The 15,722-nt window shown below is 62.2% G+C and carries 14 protein-coding genes, 1 tRNA gene and 1 riboswitch; of the genes, 2 read left to right on the top strand and 13 right to left on the bottom strand.

Going from position 1 to position 15,722, the window contains the following annotated elements:
• Positions 1-50: 50 nt before the first annotated feature.
• The 11 genes from QP828_RS07525 to dcd form a co-directional block, all read right to left on the bottom strand.
• Entirely contained in the window at positions 51-695 is a 645-nt protein-coding gene (locus QP828_RS07525; RefSeq protein ID WP_284891467.1) for an ABC transporter ATP-binding protein, read from the bottom strand.
• On the bottom strand, positions 679-2,364 hold the full coding sequence (locus tag QP828_RS07520) for an ABC transporter permease (RefSeq protein ID WP_284891465.1): 1,686 nt from the start codon (positions 2,362-2,364) through the stop codon (positions 679-681). The genes QP828_RS07525 and QP828_RS07520 overlap by 17 nt, the downstream gene beginning before the upstream one ends.
• The gene (locus QP828_RS07515) at positions 2,361-3,407 is read right to left on the bottom strand and encodes a thiamine ABC transporter substrate-binding protein (protein WP_284891464.1); all 1,047 of its coding nucleotides are present in this window, start codon (positions 3,405-3,407) and stop codon (positions 2,361-2,363) included. Before QP828_RS07515 ends, QP828_RS07520 begins: the two co-directional genes overlap by 4 nt.
• A gap of 39 nt (positions 3,408-3,446) precedes the next feature.
• A riboswitch (TPP riboswitch) is annotated at positions 3,447-3,557 on the bottom strand.
• A 62-nt stretch (positions 3,558-3,619) separates the two neighbouring features.
• The gene (locus QP828_RS07510; protein WP_274734290.1) at positions 3,620-3,889 is read right to left on the bottom strand and encodes a DUF4235 domain-containing protein; all 270 of its coding nucleotides are present in this window, start codon (positions 3,887-3,889) and stop codon (positions 3,620-3,622) included.
• Positions 3,890-3,948: 59 nt separating this feature from the next.
• Positions 3,949-4,353 carry a monovalent cation/H(+) antiporter subunit G gene (gene mnhG / locus QP828_RS07505; RefSeq protein ID WP_274734288.1) on the bottom strand — a complete coding sequence of 135 codons (405 nt, stop codon included), beginning with the start codon at positions 4,351-4,353 and terminating at the stop codon, positions 3,949-3,951.
• Positions 4,350-4,790 (bottom strand): MrpF/PhaF family protein, encoded by a 441-nt coding sequence (locus QP828_RS07500; protein WP_274734286.1) that lies wholly within the window; start codon positions 4,788-4,790, stop codon positions 4,350-4,352. Before QP828_RS07500 ends, mnhG begins: the two co-directional genes overlap by 4 nt.
• Entirely contained in the window at positions 4,787-5,422 is a 636-nt protein-coding gene (locus QP828_RS07495) for a Na+/H+ antiporter subunit E (RefSeq protein ID WP_126135811.1), read from the bottom strand. The genes QP828_RS07500 and QP828_RS07495 overlap by 4 nt, the downstream gene beginning before the upstream one ends.
• Positions 5,419-7,173: a Na+/H+ antiporter subunit D gene (locus QP828_RS07490; protein ID WP_274734283.1), complete on the bottom strand. Its 1,755-nt coding sequence runs from the start codon at positions 7,171-7,173 to the stop codon at positions 5,419-5,421. The genes QP828_RS07495 and QP828_RS07490 overlap by 4 nt, the downstream gene beginning before the upstream one ends.
• Positions 7,170-7,781, bottom strand: coding sequence for a Na(+)/H(+) antiporter subunit C (locus QP828_RS07485; protein WP_126135813.1), 612 nt, complete (start codon positions 7,779-7,781; stop codon positions 7,170-7,172). The genes QP828_RS07490 and QP828_RS07485 overlap by 4 nt, the downstream gene beginning before the upstream one ends.
• A complete protein-coding gene (locus tag QP828_RS07480) occupies positions 7,778-10,873 on the bottom strand; it encodes a Na+/H+ antiporter subunit A (RefSeq protein WP_284891460.1) in 3,096 nt (1,031 codons plus the stop codon). Before QP828_RS07480 ends, QP828_RS07485 begins: the two co-directional genes overlap by 4 nt.
• Positions 10,874-11,138: 265 nt before the next feature.
• Positions 11,139-11,738, bottom strand: a complete 600-nt coding sequence (gene dcd, locus QP828_RS07475) for a dCTP deaminase (RefSeq protein ID WP_126135814.1) — start codon at positions 11,736-11,738, stop codon at positions 11,139-11,141.
• A 251-nt stretch (positions 11,739-11,989) separates the two neighbouring features.
• Between dcd and QP828_RS07470 the strand changes: the two genes are divergently transcribed.
• Positions 11,990-12,063, top strand: a tRNA-Gly gene (locus QP828_RS07470).
• A 219-nt stretch (positions 12,064-12,282) separates the two neighbouring features.
• Here QP828_RS07470 and QP828_RS07465 read toward each other — a convergent pair.
• The gene (locus tag QP828_RS07465) at positions 12,283-13,854 is read right to left on the bottom strand and encodes a recombinase family protein (RefSeq protein WP_204880315.1); all 1,572 of its coding nucleotides are present in this window, start codon (positions 13,852-13,854) and stop codon (positions 12,283-12,285) included.
• On the bottom strand, positions 13,851-15,101 hold the full coding sequence (locus QP828_RS07460) for a recombinase family protein (RefSeq protein WP_270772238.1): 1,251 nt from the start codon (positions 15,099-15,101) through the stop codon (positions 13,851-13,853). The genes QP828_RS07465 and QP828_RS07460 overlap by 4 nt, the downstream gene beginning before the upstream one ends.
• 300 nt (positions 15,102-15,401) lie before the next feature.
• Between QP828_RS07460 and QP828_RS07455 the strand changes: the two genes are divergently transcribed.
• Positions 15,402-15,722, top strand: a 321-nt coding sequence (locus tag QP828_RS07455) for a hypothetical protein (RefSeq protein ID WP_284891456.1), incomplete at its 3' end; no start/stop codon positions are given.

Raw genomic sequence — 15,722 nt, 5'->3', positions numbered from 1 at the left:
ACTGTTCCGAGAGGTTAGCTAAGCGGGCAAACGCAGCATACCAGCACCACCTACCCCGACATATCAACCAGCCGCCCGCTATCCATGCGCACCACCCGGTCAGCAACGGTCGCCGCTTCGGCATCATTGTGGGTCACGTAGACCGCCGTCGTGCCGGCCTTTTGCAGCACCCGGCGCAGGAATACCGCCAGGTCCTCCCGCAGGCGGGTATCGAGGGCAGAAAGCGGTTCGTCCAGGAGCAGCACCCGCGGGCGCGCCGCCAGGGAACGCGCCAGAGCCACCCGCTGGGCTTGCCCACCCGAAAGAGTCGTGACCGCCCGCTTGGCATAACCGCTCAGTTCCACCAGCTCCAGCCAGCGCTCCACCTCCGCCTCTACCTCGGCGCGCGAACGGCCTTTCTCAATCCCGTAGGCAATATTTCCACCCACGCTACGATTCGGGAAAAGCTGCCCGTCCTGAAAAACCATGCCCACCCCGCGCCGATGGGTGGGAACCGCCGTCATATCAGCGCCGTCGATCAGCACCTGCCCGCCCACTGCCTCCAGCCCGGCGATCCCGCGCAGCAGCGAGGATTTCCCCGAACCGGAGGCCCCCAGCAGCGCCACGGTCGTGCCCGACTCCACGCTAAGATTCACACCGCGCACCGCCTCGAAACCGTCCGGGTAGCGCACCGATACGTCACGAAGTTCTAACACGAAGCTTTCCTTTCTGCTGCGTTAATAACGACGACGCAGCCCCGGCAGGCGCCGCCATTTCACTCAGCGCCATCAGCCCCCCGGTGACCGTACCGAGCACCACCGCCCCGGCCATCGCGGTCCCGTAATTTTCTGCCCCGGGCCTCCCCAAAAGCTGGCCGATCAGCACCGGAAGCGTGGTGGAATCACTGGTGGCCAGGAAGGACGTAGCGCCGTATTCCCCCAGCGAAATAGCCAACCCGAAACCGGCGGCCACCGCGAGCGCGCGGGCGGCCAAGGGCAGGTCGATACTTCTCCAAACCCGCCCCGGCCCGGCCCCCAGGGTGGCGGCAGCCTCGCGCAGACGCGGGTCAATGGCCCGCACCACCGGGAGGATCACCCGGGCCACGAGGGGAAGGGCCACCACAGCTTGGGCTACCGGCACGAGCACCTGCGCGGAAGGTACAAGCATCCGGATGGTGAGGAATAATCCGAAACCGACCGTCACCGCGGAAACCCCCAGCGGCAGCAGGGCGATCCCTTCCGCGGCCGCGCTCACCGGCCGCGGCGGGGCCCACGGGGAGGCCAACGCGAAAGCGAGCAGCGCCCCGAGGAGCAGGGCAAGTGCGGCAGCGCTCAGTCCCGTTGTCAAGGAATTCCGAAGTGCATCGGAAGCCGAGACCCCCGAGAATCCGGAAGAACCGATGAGGTTTCGGTAGTTCTCCAGCGTCCAGGTGCCCGAACGCTGGAAGGAACGCGCCACCAGGGTGAGGAGCGGAGCTCCGATAAGGAAAATAACGGTAGCCGAGCTGATGAGCAGCGCCGGAATATCACTCGGGCCCACTTTCCTGCGGGCAGCCGGGCGCAGGCGCAGCGCCGCTGAGGTGCGCCGGGTGGCCCGGGCCGCCACCGCGGTGGCAATCCCGACGATCACGACTTGCAGCAGCGAAAGCACCGCCGCGGCCCGTAAATCAAGGAAGGTGGTGGTTTGCACCCAGATTTCAGTTTCGAGGGTCCCGTAGCCGGGCGCACCTAAGGTTTGGACGATTCCGAACGACGTCGAACAAAATAAAAAAACAATAGCCGCGCCGGAGGTAATAGCCGGGGCCAGTTCCAGAAGGGTGACGGTACGGAAAGCCCGCCACGGGGAGGCGCCGAGGGTGCGAGCGGCCTCCGCGTGCGGGGGCAGCGCCGCCCACAGGGGCCCTACCGTCCGGGAAATCACCGCGGTATTGAAGAACACCATGGCCGCGACCACCGCCCACGGGCTGGAATCCCAGCCGAGGAAACCGTAGGGGCCGTCGGCGCGCAGCAGCGCCCGGAACGCGGTGCCCACCACGACGGTGGGGAGCACGAAAGGCACCACCACGAAGGCCCGCACCACCCGCACCCCGGGCAGGCGCAGGCGGTAAAGCACATAGGCGAGGGGAAGCCCCAGCACGACCGAGCAGGCGGTGCTGGCCGCCGCCATCCACAGGGTTTGCCCAGCGACTTTCCAGGTGCGCGGGCGGGTGAGCTCGGCGGCAAAACCCGCGGTATCCACCCCGGCCGGGGTGACGAGCCCGCGCGCGAGCATCGCCACCACCGGCCACAGGAAGAACACCGCGAGGAAAAATAGCGGGACCGCGAGCGCGAGAGCAACCACTAGGGAAGCTCCGCGCGGGCGCGGGATACGAAATGTGTTACTCACATTCCCGCGGTGTCACGCCAAGCGCGGATCCATTCGGCGCGCTGGGCACCCACTTCTTTAGCGTCCAGCACGATAGGGTCCTTGACACGCGGGGCGTGCTGCTGCCAGCTCGCGGGCAGTTCCACATCGGCCACCGGGTACACGTACATCGACTCCGGGATAGCTTTCTGCACATCCTCAGAAAGCAGGAAATCAATAAAAGCCTGGGCACCTTCCGGGTTCTCTGCCCCGCGCAGCACCCCGGCGTATTCCACCTGGCGTACGCAGGTCGATTCGATCACGCCGGTGCGCCCGTTTTCAGCAGCCGGGGAGGAAGAATAGGAAACCACCAGCGGGTAGTTTCCCCTACCTTCCGAACCGGAAAAATCGGTGTAGTAGGCATCTGTCCACGAGCCAGAAATGCGGGTTCCGGCCCCGAGCAGCTGGCCCCACAGCTGGGAGAGACCCTCAGTTCCCCCGGCAACGTGCGCGGTAGCAGCCAGGAAAGCCAGGCCGGGCGAGGAAAGCGCCGGATTTTCTACCGCGAGCAGCGCCGCGTATTCGGGGCGGGAAAGATCCGCGAAGCTCAGGGGCGGAGTCATATTTTTCTGGGTAAACCACTCGCGATCATAATTAACACAGACTTCGCCCTGATCAATGGGATTGAGTTTCCCTTCCAGGGCGGTCACCCCCGCGGGGAGCTTCGGGGAAGAATAATCAGCAATGGTATTGCCATCCAGCGCCTGGTAGGCGGTGTAGGTATCCACCCCGAACACCATATCCGCGCCGGGTTTGCCATCCGCCAGCACCAATTGGTTTACAACCTGGCCGGTATCCCCGGGTGCCGATTTCACGATGGTGTACCCGGATTCTTTTTCGAAGCGGGCAATGAGCTCATCGGGTAGGTTGAATGATTCGTGGCTGACCACCCGAACGGTGGTGGGATGATCGCTCGCTGCCGGAGAGGCGGCGTCGTCGTTCTTTGAGCAGCCGGCCAGGGCCAGTGCCGCAACCATCGCGGCGGCCGCAAGTGAGCGGGCGCCGTGCCTATTTTTCTGGACCATGCATCCTCCTCAGGATATAAGGAGGGTCTCCGCGAATGCGGAGGAGAGATCTCGACTCCCTTCGCCGGTACTAACCGGAGCAGGTTCGAGGGTCTGCGTGCCGCGTGCCGGCCGCACTCTCAGCGCTGCTGCGCTCCCCTGTCGTGCCGTCCAGTCTAGTACGGAGGTCCCAGATTTTCACGTATTTTCACGCTCGCGGCCCGGGGCAACTCTTAGGCCCGAGCGCGCACCTGCGAATCGATCACTTCGCCCTTGCCGTACCATTTGGCGGCCTGGCGCTGGGTGAGCTGGGAAACGGCCGCGGCCACCCCCGCCGAGACAACCGCAAAAATAACCGCGTCTACGAGCGGCGCATTCGGATCCTCCGAATCGGGGATCTCCCGCCCGGAAATGCCCTTCCACACCACGTCCACGATTTTATTGGCGACGATCCCCGAGAGCACCCCAACGCCCGCACTCACAACTTTCCAACCGATATCCACAGCGTCCCTTTCTTCGCGCGGCGCCGCCCCGCCTGGAAACCCGGCGCCGCCTCCGATATTTAATGCGTGGAGGTGCTCCCCCGCGCAGAATTCTTTTCCTGTCCAGAACTATTATGACTCAGCCCACGCCCGAAGCGCAGGTCCTCGCGCAATTCGTCCACGACCATGGCATCCGAATCGATACGCCCGGTGCGGTAGCCGGCCCGCGAAAGCATATGCGCAGAAATGGGCGAGGTAATGAGCTGGCAGCCGATAACGAGGAGCAGCGTCCACGTCATCGACGGGTCACGCACCAGGCAGGCCGCGCCCAGGCAGCCCATAATGAGGGAGAGGACCTGCGGTTTTGTGGCCACGTGCAGGCGCGTCATGAGGTCCGGGTAGCGGAACATCCCGATGGCGGCCACGAAGGTGAGGGTGGCGCTGGCCAGCATAAGCACGGCACCGATAATATCCCAAGGGTTCACGGCCGGGCTCCTTCCTGGGTGCCCGCGGCATCCGCCCGCGGAAGGTTCGCGGTATCCGATTGGGTGCGAGCGGTGGGCGGCTCGCGATCCGGATCGTGAGCGGGGCTTTCGTCTTCTTCTTCGTCGGTTGTTTCGCGTTCGTTCGCCTTCGCGAGGCGCCGCATTTCTTTCGGGTCGTTTTGGTCCACGGGCCGAATAAAACGCGCCACGGCCACGGATCCGAGAAAACCGACAATGGCGACGACGACGAAAACCGCGAGCAAATCGGCTCGTCGAGTCACTGCCGCGAGGAGGCAGAGCGCCCCCACCATAATCGAGGTGATCACATCGAGCGCTCCCACCCGGTCGAGGACCGTGGGGCCTTTGACAATACGAACCGTCACCAGCAGCGCGGAGATAGCCAGAAGCACCCCGCAGATAACCATCACGATAATCACCGTTCACCTCCGGAGCTATCGGGAGCGAAGGGAACGGGCAGGCGCCCGGCCTTGGGACTGGAACCTGGCACGAAGCCGGCCTGCACCAGCTCACTGCGCGAGGCAAAAGCACGCAGCACCCGTTCCTCCAAATCGAGCACCGATTGGTGCGCGGCGCTCACTCCCCCGGCCATGCCCACATCGAATACATGCACGTACAAGGTGCCCGAAGCAGCATCGGTATCGATAACGAGCGAGCCGGGCACCAGCGTGGACATCCCGGCGGTAATCGCCAGGTAGGCATCCGAGTGGGAGCGCAGCCGCACGCGGATCACCGCGCCGCGCGGAGTAGCGCGCCGCAGGATAAACCAGGCTTGCTGCCAGGAGGCATGCACGAGGTCGCGTACGAAAATCGCGACGAGGCGGATCACTCCCCAGATTCGGAAACGCCCGTCGAAGGAGGCGGTAGGGAACGGCGCCAGTTCGGTGACGAGGAGCGCGAGGGAAAAACCGGCCACGATATTGGCGGCGCTGACCTGCCCCCAGAGCAGCACCCACACGATGGTCAGCCACATCAGCACCCCCAGGGAGGCGCTCGGGAAACGACCTTCGCGCCGGGTGACCAGGCGGATTGCTTCGCTATCGCGACTCATTGCTCACCTCCGGAGACTGTGGGAACGGGCGTGGGAACCGCCGCGGGCGTGGGCGTAGGTGTGTTGAACGACGGCGCACCGCCCGGCACCGGCGCACCAGCCGGCAGCGACGCCGCGGGCGTGGGGCTCGGGGAGCGCAGCAGGCGCGGGCTTTCCTGCGGTGCGGGAGTGTGGGTGAAGGTGCCGGTATCCGGGGTGGAATCTTCGTGGGGTACCACGGTTTCTTCATCCACTTCCGGGGAGATCCCGGTACCGCGATCCCAATCGGGAAGCACCGCGCTGATATAGGGGGTGCGGGCTTCCAGCTCGGCAGCTGCGCCGTCGGTAAAAGAACGCAGCGGCGCGGCCGCAAAAGTAATACCGAGCATCACCGCGATGAGTCCGGAGGCGGAGATCACCATGCCGCTCGGGTAGGTGGTGGAGGGCAGCTCCGCCGGGGCTTCCTGCCAGAAAGCCATATTCCAGGCACGGATCACGGCGTAGAGAGTAAGGAGTGAGGTAACCAGGCCGGCCGCTATCAGCACCCAGTCAATCGGGGTGCCGCGCGCAGCGCTCGCTTCCAGCAAGCCCACTTTGCCGAGGAAACCGGAGAGCGGCGGAATACCGCCCAGGGAAAGCGCGGGGAGGAAATACAACACCGCAACCATGGGTGCCGCGCGCATAATGGAGCCGAGCCGCACGAGCGACGTCGTTCCTGCCACCCAGCCAATCAGGCCCACCACCAAAAACAGCGCGGTCTGCACCACGATATGATGCACGGCGTAGAAAATTGTGGAGGAGAGTCCCGCTTCGGTGGAGATAGCGATGCCCCAGATAAGGTAGCCGATATGGCTCACCAGGGTGAAGGAGAGCAGGCGCTTAATGTTTTCCTGCGCGATCGCGCCGAGGATACCGATGAGCATGGTGGCCACCGCGAAGCCGGCGAGGATATCGTCCAGGCGCCCGCCCGGGAAGAGCAGCACCTGGGTGCGGATAATCGCGTAGACGCCCACTTTGGTGAGCAGGCCCGCAAAAACGGCCGTGACCGGGCCGGAGGCGGTGGGATAAGAGTCCGGTAGCCAGGCGGCCAGCGGGAAGATCGCGGCTTTGAGGCCGAAGGCCACGAGGAACAGGATCTGGAGGACCATGCGCATTCCCGGATCTACCTGCGGGAGTTTCACGGCGAGGTCGGCCAGATTGACGCTACCTACCGCGGCATAGGTGAGGCCGAGCGCGGTGAGGAAGATGAGGGAGGAAACCATCGAGACGATCACGTAGACCGAGCCGGAGCGCATGCGTTCGGCCGTGCCACCCATGGTGAGGAGCACGAAAGACGCGGCCAGGAGAATCTCAAAGCCCACGTACATATTGAAAAGATCGCCGGTGAGGAAAGCATCGGATACCCCGGCGGAAAGAATCATGAAAGCCGGGTAGTACACCGAGGTGGGGGCGCCGCGTTCCCCGTCGGCCACGCCCTGAAATACCGAGTACACCAGCACGATGAGGGTCACCGTGACCGAGGTGGTGAGCATGATGGTGGAGAGCCTGTCGGCCACCAGGGAAATACCCACGGGTGCCGCCCAGTTCCCCACGTCCAGGGTGATGGGGCCGCGCGCGGAAACGAAGAGCAGAATCACCGCGACCACGAGGACGATGGAAAGCATCCCTACCGCAGTCCAGGCTTGCACGCGGCGCCGGCGCGGAACCGCCAGGAGCACCCCGGCGGCCAGCAGGGGCAGCACAATGGGAACGGGAAGTAGCCAGGAAATCATCGCCGCGTACCTCCCGCGTTTCCGCCGCGTCCACTATTCCGCGGTTTTCCGCCGTTCGCGAGCGAGCCGTCCACGCCGTGGGTGGCATTCGGGTTAGCGACGTAGCGGTGCCGGCGGCGCTGCGGATGCTTGCGGTTCCAGCGGCCCAAACGCCCGAAGCGCGGGGCCGGGGTATCGGTTTCGTCGCGGAATTCCGCGGAGGTTTCCTGCAAGTCTGTTCCCACTTCGGATCGCTGGCTGCTTTCTTCCAGTTGTTGGCGAACGGCGACGGCGCGATCCTCGACGTCGTCGCGTACTTCGTCATCATCGCGCAGCTGCCAGGTGCGATAGGCCATGGCCAGCAGGAAACCGGTGGTGGCCAGGGTAATAACGATCGCGGTGAGCATCATGGCCATGACCAGCGGGTCCGCCCACAGATCCGGCGAACCGTTACCGATAAAGGGCGGATTGCCGGTGCGGCCACCCGCGATAAGGAAAAGAATATTGACGCCGTTGGAGAGGCAGCCCAGCCCGAGAATCACCCGGGACAGGGAGCGCTCCAAAATAAGATAGACCCCTACGGCAACGAAAACCCCGCACATGAGGATGAGGGCGAGAGATACGCTCATTCTTGCTCTCCTTCCGTTGCCGCATCGCGTTGTTCGGCAGCCAGAGCCAGGCGCTCGGCTTCTTGTTTCGGGGAAGCGCGTTCGCTGAGCTCCGCCTGGGATTCCATTTCTTCACGCAGGTTCTGGCGGGCGTCATGGGAAGGTTCGATGCGAATATCAGCATCCCAGACGCCTTCTTCGATCTCTCCGTGCCGGTCAATTTCCCCGCCGAGGGAGCGCAGAATTTCGGCCACCAGGCCAACAACCGCGATATAGACGCCGGTGTCAAAAATGAGCGCCGTCGTAAAATGAACGTCCCCAAAGATCGGAAGCACCATGTCGATTTTCGCGGTTTGTAGCGGGTTACCGCCCAACATGATGGGGGCGAGCGAGGAGAGGGTAGCCAAGCCCAGCCCGGTTCCCAGTAGGTGTGCGGGAAGGATGGGGAGGGTGGCGCCCAGTTCGAAACGGCCGCCGGCCAGGTAGCGCAATGTCAGCGCGATGCCGGCCAGCAGCCCGCCGGCGAAACCTCCGCCCGGCATATTGTGCCCGGCGAAAAGGAAGAAGAGCGAAATAATGAGGATGGTATGGAAAACCAGGCGAGTGCCGATTTGCAACATAATCGGGCGGGAGGCCACCCCGGGGCGGTTCGCGGAAGCGAGCCAGGCGCGGTTACGCCCCGAACGTTTCGCTTCTTCTTCGGCGCGCAGCGAGTTGCGCACATATGCCACCGGGTCGTCACCGAGGCGGTGCAAGCGTTGCGCCCGTTCGCTTTTCGCGCCCAGGATATTGCGCAACCGATCCGTGCCACCGAGGCGGTCGCGCACGAAGAGGAGGGAGGCAATGCCGACGGCGCACACCACCAGCACGGAGGTCTCCCCCAGGGTGTCCCAGGCCCGGATATCCACGAGGGTCACATTGACGATATTGCGCCCGTACCCGAAACGGAAACCTTCATCCGCGAAAAGTTCTGAAATAGGCGCGTGGGTGCGCACCCCGGCCGCCAGGTACGCCAGCCCCGCGAAAAGCACCCCCATGATTGCCGCGAAAACAATGCGGAAACGCTGGGTTCCTTTGGTGCGCCGGGAGGAGAAGTAGGAAGGCAGGCGCCGCAGCACCAGCACGAAGACCACGAGGGTGAGAGTTTCGGAGAGTACCTGGGTGAGCGCGAGGTCCGGTGCCCCGTACATCTCGTAGGTGAGGGCGACGGCGTAGCCACCAATTCCCATGAGGATCACCGCTTTGAGGCGGTGGCGGGAGGCCGCGGCGAGCAACACCCCAAGGCATCCGACAATAGCCACCGCAGCCTGCGCCCAGCTATCGAAGAGTCGCGGCACCACCAGGGTGCCCACCGGGTTGGTGAGCAGGGCGATTCCCACGGTCATGAGCAAGAACCAGAAAATGGTGAGGAGGTAGGTGGGAAGCGAACCGGATTGGGTGCGGGCGGTGACGGTCATGGAGAAACGCTCGGTGCCCGAAACAATGCGCTGGTAGGCTTCCTCGGCGCTGAGCCGGATGGCGTGGCGCTGGGTGAAGGCGGAGATGCGGTGGCGCTGCCAGAAGAGGAAACATCCGGCCGTGAGGATGGCGAGGGTCACCAGGAAGGGGCCGTTGAAGCCGGACCAGAGGTGCAGGTGGCCCTGGTAGGGGGCCAGTACGGGGTATTGGGCCAGGTACTGCTCCAGGAAGGTGCTGATGGGCGCGGTTGCGAGCCCGGCCACCAGGCCCGCCGTCGCCAAAATTCCCACCGGCCAGATCATCACCGCGGAAACGTCGCGCACCTCGGTATCTTCCACGCGCGGTTTGCGCATGAAAGCGCCCCACCAGAAACGCAGGCCGTAGGCAACCGTGAGCGCTGAACCCACCGCAATGAGTACCAGCACCGCAATATCGGTGGCGCTGCCGCCCCATAGCGCACCGAGGGCGCCTTCTTTCGCCACGAAAGCGGCGAAGGGCGGGAAACCCATCATCGAGGCATCCGCCATCCCGGCGAAGGTGGCGACCGCGGGCATATTGCGGCCCACGTTCGATAGTTCACGCAGGTCACGGGTGCCGGTACACACGTCCACGATGCCCACGGAAAGGAAAAGCCCGGATTTGAAGAGGGAGTGGGCCAGCAGCAGCATGAGCCCGGCCAGCAGCATTGCCGAATCCCCGTAGCCGACGAAGAGAATAATGAGCCCGAGCTGGGAGACCGTGCCGAAGGCGGTGACCAGCTTGATATCGGTTTGTTTGAGGGCCCGGTAGCCACCCAGCAGCACCGTGTAGGAGGCGAGGATAATCACCATCCAGTGCCAGGCGGGATTATGCGCGAAACCCGGGGCCAGGCGCGCCACCAGGTACACCCCGGCTTTGACCATCGCCGCGGCGTGCAGGTAAGCGGAGACCGGCGTAGGCGCGGCCATCGCGGCCGGCAGCCAGAAATGGAAGGGCACCAGGGCTGATTTGGAAAAAGCCCCGATAAGCACAAGTACGACGGCGCTTGTTAGCAGCGCGGAATTCCCCGGCGAAAGTGTTGCTTCGTGGGAAGCCACCACGAGTTCGTGCAGCGAGAAGGATCCCCCGGGCATGACGCCCAGCATGGTGATCCCGCCCAGCATGGCCAGCCCGCCCGCCGTTGTCACAATGATGGCCTGGAACGCCGCGCGCCGCGAGGACTGACGGTCGGAATAGTGGCCGATGAGGAGGAAAGAAAAGACGGTGGTGAGTTCCCAGTAAATGTAGAGGGCGATGGTGTTGTCCGTGGTGACCAGGCCGAGCATCGCGCCAGCAAAAGCCACGAAAATCGCGCCGAAACGGCCCAGGTAGGAGGCATCGCGTTTGAAATACCGCGCCGAATAGAAAAGCACGGCCGCGCCCACCCCGGTGGCGATGAGGGCGAGGAGGAGGCCAAGGGCATCCATGCGGATATCGAGATCCATGCCCAGCTGGGGCACCCAGGTGAGCGAATGCTGGTAGATATCACCGCGGAGGATGCGGGGAATGAGAGTGAGGAGCCACAGGAAAGTGCCGGCCGGGATCAGGGCAATGATCGCGAAGCCGAATCGGCCGCGCTGCATAACGAGCGGTGCACACAGCGCCCCCACCACAAATAGCAGGAGCACATATGCCACGGCAGCCTCCGTCCCTTCGAGCTTTGCGATGCACGCTGCGGGTGCTGCGTGCTGAGCATGCGCCGCTAAGCTCCTCCGCGGTGAACCGGGCACGATGCACCCGGTAGGTGCGGGCACCGGATTTTTAGGCGGTGGAGCTCATTGTTAACGCATGGAACATCACTACAGTAGCGAAAATATGCGGGAGTGTCCCGCGTTTCCGCTCTCGATGAGACCGCGCGGCCGGTGCTTGCCTTGGGAGCGCGAGGCTTGCTAAGGCCGGAGTTTAGTTACCGGCTTCCGGGTAGTGGGTTACATCAATACGGTGGAAATTGAGATGGGAGCGCGAGGCCGTGGGGCCGCGCTGGCCCTGGTAGCGTGAGCCACTCGCTCCGGCTCCGTAGGGGTTGGTGGCCGCCGAGGAGAGCTGGAAGAAGCAGAACTGGCCTACTTTCATGCCCGGGTAGAGCTTGATCGGCATCGTTGCCGTATTGGAAAGCTCAAGGGTTACATGCCCCGAGAAGCCCGGGTCGATGAATCCGGCGGTGGAATGGGTGAGGAGTCCCAGGCGCCCGAGGGAGGATTTTCCTTCCAGGCGGGCTGCGACGTCGTTCCCCAAGGTGACCTGCTCAAAAGTGGAGCCGAGCACGAATTCTCCCGGGTGGAGCACGAATTCGCCGTCGGCCGGGACTTCTACCAGGCGGGTGAGGTCGGATTGGTCCGCGGCCGGGTCGATGACCGGGTATTTGTGGTTATCGAAAAGTCGGAAGAAGCGGTCGAGGTGAATATCGATGGAGGAGGGCTGCACCATTGCCGGATCCCAGGGGTGCAGGGCGATGCGGCCCTCGCTCACGGAACGCAAAATATCAACATCGGAAAGTAACACGCCTAGATTCTGACACGCCCGCGCGGGTGGGCGCTACCCGCGCGGCGGTATATGGAGCAATTTGAGCAATTCGGGCGCGCTTCCACGCCGCGAGTGCTGGACCGTGCGTGCCGGACGCACTGGTTTGCAGGCGCCGCAAGCACTAAGCCGCGGGCGCGCTTTGCGCTGGCGGGGATGGCACGCTAGGATAATCACCTAGTGATTCTTTCGCGTTCACGGTTCGGCCGCTCGCGTGAAGTTTCACCGCTTTCGCGGGCGTAGTTCATCGGTAGAATGGCAGCTTCCCAAGCTGCAGAGGCGGGTTCGATTCCCGTCGCCCGCTCCACTATGACGTCGAAAATGATAAGTAGGCGTTTGCGTTAGCGGGTATGCCCCAAGGGGGTCAAGAAAATCCCTTCCGTTAGCGAGTGTATAGCGCGTTAGCCGTGACCTGCCGAAATACTTCCCGAGCACTATCACTTCGCTGTTGCCACGATTTCTGGGCATGAGAAAAGCCCGTCCGCGCACTCATGCACGAACGGGCTAAAAATTTCCCTCTAACCTCCTACAGCTGAACCCTCACTACCTCGCCAACTCGGAACACGAACCGGATCGTATCCTCGCCTACGATGGCGTGATCGATGAGTGCGCTCCACTGCGCGGGACGAAACTCGCTCACCGGTTCGCCCGCCAGATCATTCAGGGTTGTGGTGATGGCGGCATGCTTGGCAGTGTTCGCTACGATATCTGCTTCCAGGCTTGTTTTACGTGCAAGCGTCTTACGGTAGGTAGTATCGAGTTTGGTGTACTTGTTTTGGTAGGCGTCTTGGTCGAGCGCACACCGCTGGTTTTCCGCAATCAGCGTCTCGATCTGCTCGGTGAGTTCCACAAGTTTTGCCTGGCACGCTGCGGCTTGTTCTTCCAAACGGCTCGTATCGAACATGTCGCCAAGCACCTGCGGCAGCTGGCTTTCGTACCGGTGGCGGGCGATCAGTTGGTTGAGCGCTTGGACGAAAGAATCCTTGATCTGCTCGTCTTTCACCGTCGCGCTGCTGCAGGGATGTTCGTCTGTGTATTTGTGGTTGCATTGCCAGACTGTGTACTTGTATTTCGTGTTCGACGCCCACGTTTTACGCCCATACCACGCCCCACACTGAGAACATTTCAGCCGGGTGGAGAATAAGCCGACTTTCGCTGACGATATGTTGGCATGGCGGGTGGCGAGTTCGTATTGCACCTGATCCCAGATACGCGGAGCAATAATCGGCTCGTGATTACCTGATACGTAGTATTGGGGCACTTCACCCTCGTTGACCTTCATCTTCTTAGTAAGGAAATCGGTGGTAAACGTCTTTTGGAGAAGGGCGTCGCCCTTGTATTTTTCGTTGGACAGGATGGAGCGCACTGTCGAGGTTGACCACACTTCTTTCCCACGCGGGGTGAGAATCTTACGCTGCGCGAGCTCGGTTTTAATCTCACTGATCGCCATCCCGTCAAGGAAAAGCTGGTAGATCAACCGCACGGTCGGAGCCTGCGTCTCGTCGATGACGAGGCTGCCACCCTCGCCTTTCTTGTATCCGAGTAGGGATTTGTAGGGCACCATGATTTTTCCATCGGCAAAACGTTTCCTGTGCCCCCAGGTGACGTTCTCGGAGATGGAGCGGGATTCTTCTTGCGCCAAGCTCGACATGATCGTGATGAGTAATTCGCCTTTGGCGTCAAAGGTATAAATATTTTCCTTCTCAAAATAAACCTCGACGCCTGCATCCTTGAGCTTGCGCACGGTAGTGAGCGAGTCGACGGTGTTGCGTGCGAACCGGGAGACGCTTTTGGTGAGGATCAGATCGATTTTGCCTGCCAGGGCGTCATCGATCATGGTTTGGAATCCCTCACGGCGCTTCATAGAGGTGCCAGAGATACCTTCGTCGCAGTACATGCCCGCGAACTGCCAATCATTACGGGAATGAATGTAGGTGGTGTAGTAGTCGATCTGAGCCTCGTAGGAGGAGGTTTGTTCTTCCATCTCGGTAGAGACGCGAGCGTAGGCGGCGACCCGTCTGCGTGCCGGTGCGCCAGATGAGGCTGCGGCAGATCGAAGCTTCTTTGTTGCGGGTATCGCGGTGACGGTGCGGTTCATGCCAGCCTCCCCTCACTGGTTAACCCCACTGGTGTCATGGTTCCATCCGCGAGGTGGAAGGTGAGCTGATGCTCGAAGGCCTCGATCATCACGATCTGCTCGCCAACCTGGACGGGGTCGAAACCCTGGGTGCCGAGCATGTCTGCGCAGGCTTGTTCGAGGAGTGTTTCGCGCAGGTTGTGCCCCCTACAGGGGTTGCCGTTCCCGGTGCAGGCACTCCAGCAGCGCCAGAACTTGTATGAGGTTCCAGACTTGTAGGTGCGGGTTTTGCGTTGATAGTTCTTCCCGCACGCCGCGCAGCAGATCCGCCCGGTGAATACGCCCGTGTTCTTTGACGGGGTCGCCGCCGGGCCCACCTCACGCCTGTGCGCGATTTCTGCTTGCACCGTGTCAAACATCGCCTGATCAATGATCGCTGGGAGGGCTTGCTCGACCCAGTATCGCGGCAGCTCCCCGTCGTTGAAGGAGCGTGTGGGTGCTTGGATTGTGGGGCGGTACATTTTCTGTAGCATTTGGCAGCCCTTGTACCGCTCGTTTTCGAGCATGCGACGAAACACGGATCCGTAGAACCGTCCCCCTCCCCGAGAGCGTTTACCTTCAGCGTTGAGCATGCCAGCGGTCTTTTCCGGGCTGATCCCATCGAGATAATTGGCAAACAGTAAGCGCACGATCTTGGCTTCTTCGTCGATGATGGTGAACTGGCCGTTTGCCCAGTGGTAGCCATAGACAACGAAGGAGTTCGTGCCACCGTTCTTGTATCGGTTGCGGATTGCCCATTTCACGTTCTGGGATAGCGAGCGTGATTCTTCTTGGGCGAACGAGGCCAGCAAGGTTAACAGCAGTTCCCCGTCAGCGCTAAGGGTGTCGATACGTTCGCGTTCGAACCGTACGGCCACGCCAAGGTCTTTGAGCTCACGGACCGTAGCGAGCAGGTCGACAGTGTTGCGGGCCAGGCGTGAGATTGATTTACACAACACAATATCGACACCCCCGCCCCTGGCTGCGTCCATCAAGTCGGCCAGGCCTTGCCGGGATTTCGTTGACGTGCCGGTGATACCCTCGTCGATAAACACGCCTGCATAGGCCCATCCGGGTGTGGACTGGATCAGGCGCGAATAATACGAAACCTGCGCCGATAGGGATGCTAACTGCTCTGTGCCGTTGGTTGAGACCCTCGCGTATGCTGCTACGTTGACCAGTTTCGGGGTCGGCGGCCGAACTGGTGTCACCACACTGATGTGTGCCACGTTTTCTCCTTTCGCGTTAGGTCTATACACGCTCTAAAGGCGGTGTTTATCCAGTCGTTTCGCCCACAATCTGTGGTTGATAGATCGGGTTCCGGTCCTCCCACAACAGCCGATAGGCACGCCGATACTCTGAAGATGTGAGCACACCCCGACTTGCCAGCATGCTTAAGACGTGAGCGTCAGTAATAAAGGCGAGTTCTCGGGCGAACATCTCAGGCTGTGTCATCTGATCAACCCGAGCCGTGAGAGCGTTCATGGTCGTCCGCCACGGGTGCCGAAGCGAGCACGTACATAACAGGCGTGGCAGCAGTACTTTTGGCCCGGTTTGTCCACGATCGCGAAGCGGCGTCCGCAGTGCGTACAGGTCTGCTCGCGCACTGGCTCGGTTTTCTGTCGGTGCCGCCACGCTTTATGTCTGCATGCGGGCGAGCAAAACCGAGCCCGAACACCTCCCCGAATGGGGCTGGCACACCACTGGCATACCTGCCAGGCCATCACCAACCCGGCGTCGAGATTTCGGTTGGTGCAGTACGAGCGGACCTGGTCACGAGTCAGGGCGCAAAACTCGGCAATCGCTTTATACCCCCAGCCCGCCGTGCGCAGGTTACGAATACGTTGTTC

The organism is Actinotignum sanguinis (genome assembly GCF_030230305.1).
In the GTDB taxonomy this organism is placed as follows: domain Bacteria; phylum Actinomycetota; class Actinomycetes; order Actinomycetales; family Actinomycetaceae; genus Actinotignum; species Actinotignum sanguinis.
The sequence above is the reverse complement of the archived record's forward strand: the minus strand, read 5'-3'. Positions and strand labels throughout refer to the sequence as shown.

What these genes read in the sequence shown, in the direction of transcription:
- QP828_RS07495 (WP_126135811.1), bottom strand. Translation starts at nt 5,422, where the DNA reads ATGAGTCGCGATAGCGAAGCAATCCGCCTGGTCACCCGGCGCGAAGGT.
- QP828_RS07485 (WP_126135813.1), bottom strand. Translation starts at nt 7,781, where the DNA reads ATGAGCGTATCTCTCGCCCTCATCCTCATGTGCGGGGTTTTCGTTGCC.
- QP828_RS07515 (WP_284891464.1), bottom strand. Translation starts at nt 3,407, where the DNA reads ATGGTCCAGAAAAATAGGCACGGCGCCCGCTCACTTGCGGCCGCCGCG.
- QP828_RS07490 (WP_274734283.1), bottom strand. Translation starts at nt 7,173, where the DNA reads ATGATTTCCTGGCTACTTCCCGTTCCCATTGTGCTGCCCCTGCTGGCC.
- QP828_RS07465 (WP_204880315.1), bottom strand. Translation starts at nt 13,854, where the DNA reads ATGAACCGCACCGTCACCGCGATACCCGCAACAAAGAAGCTTCGATCT.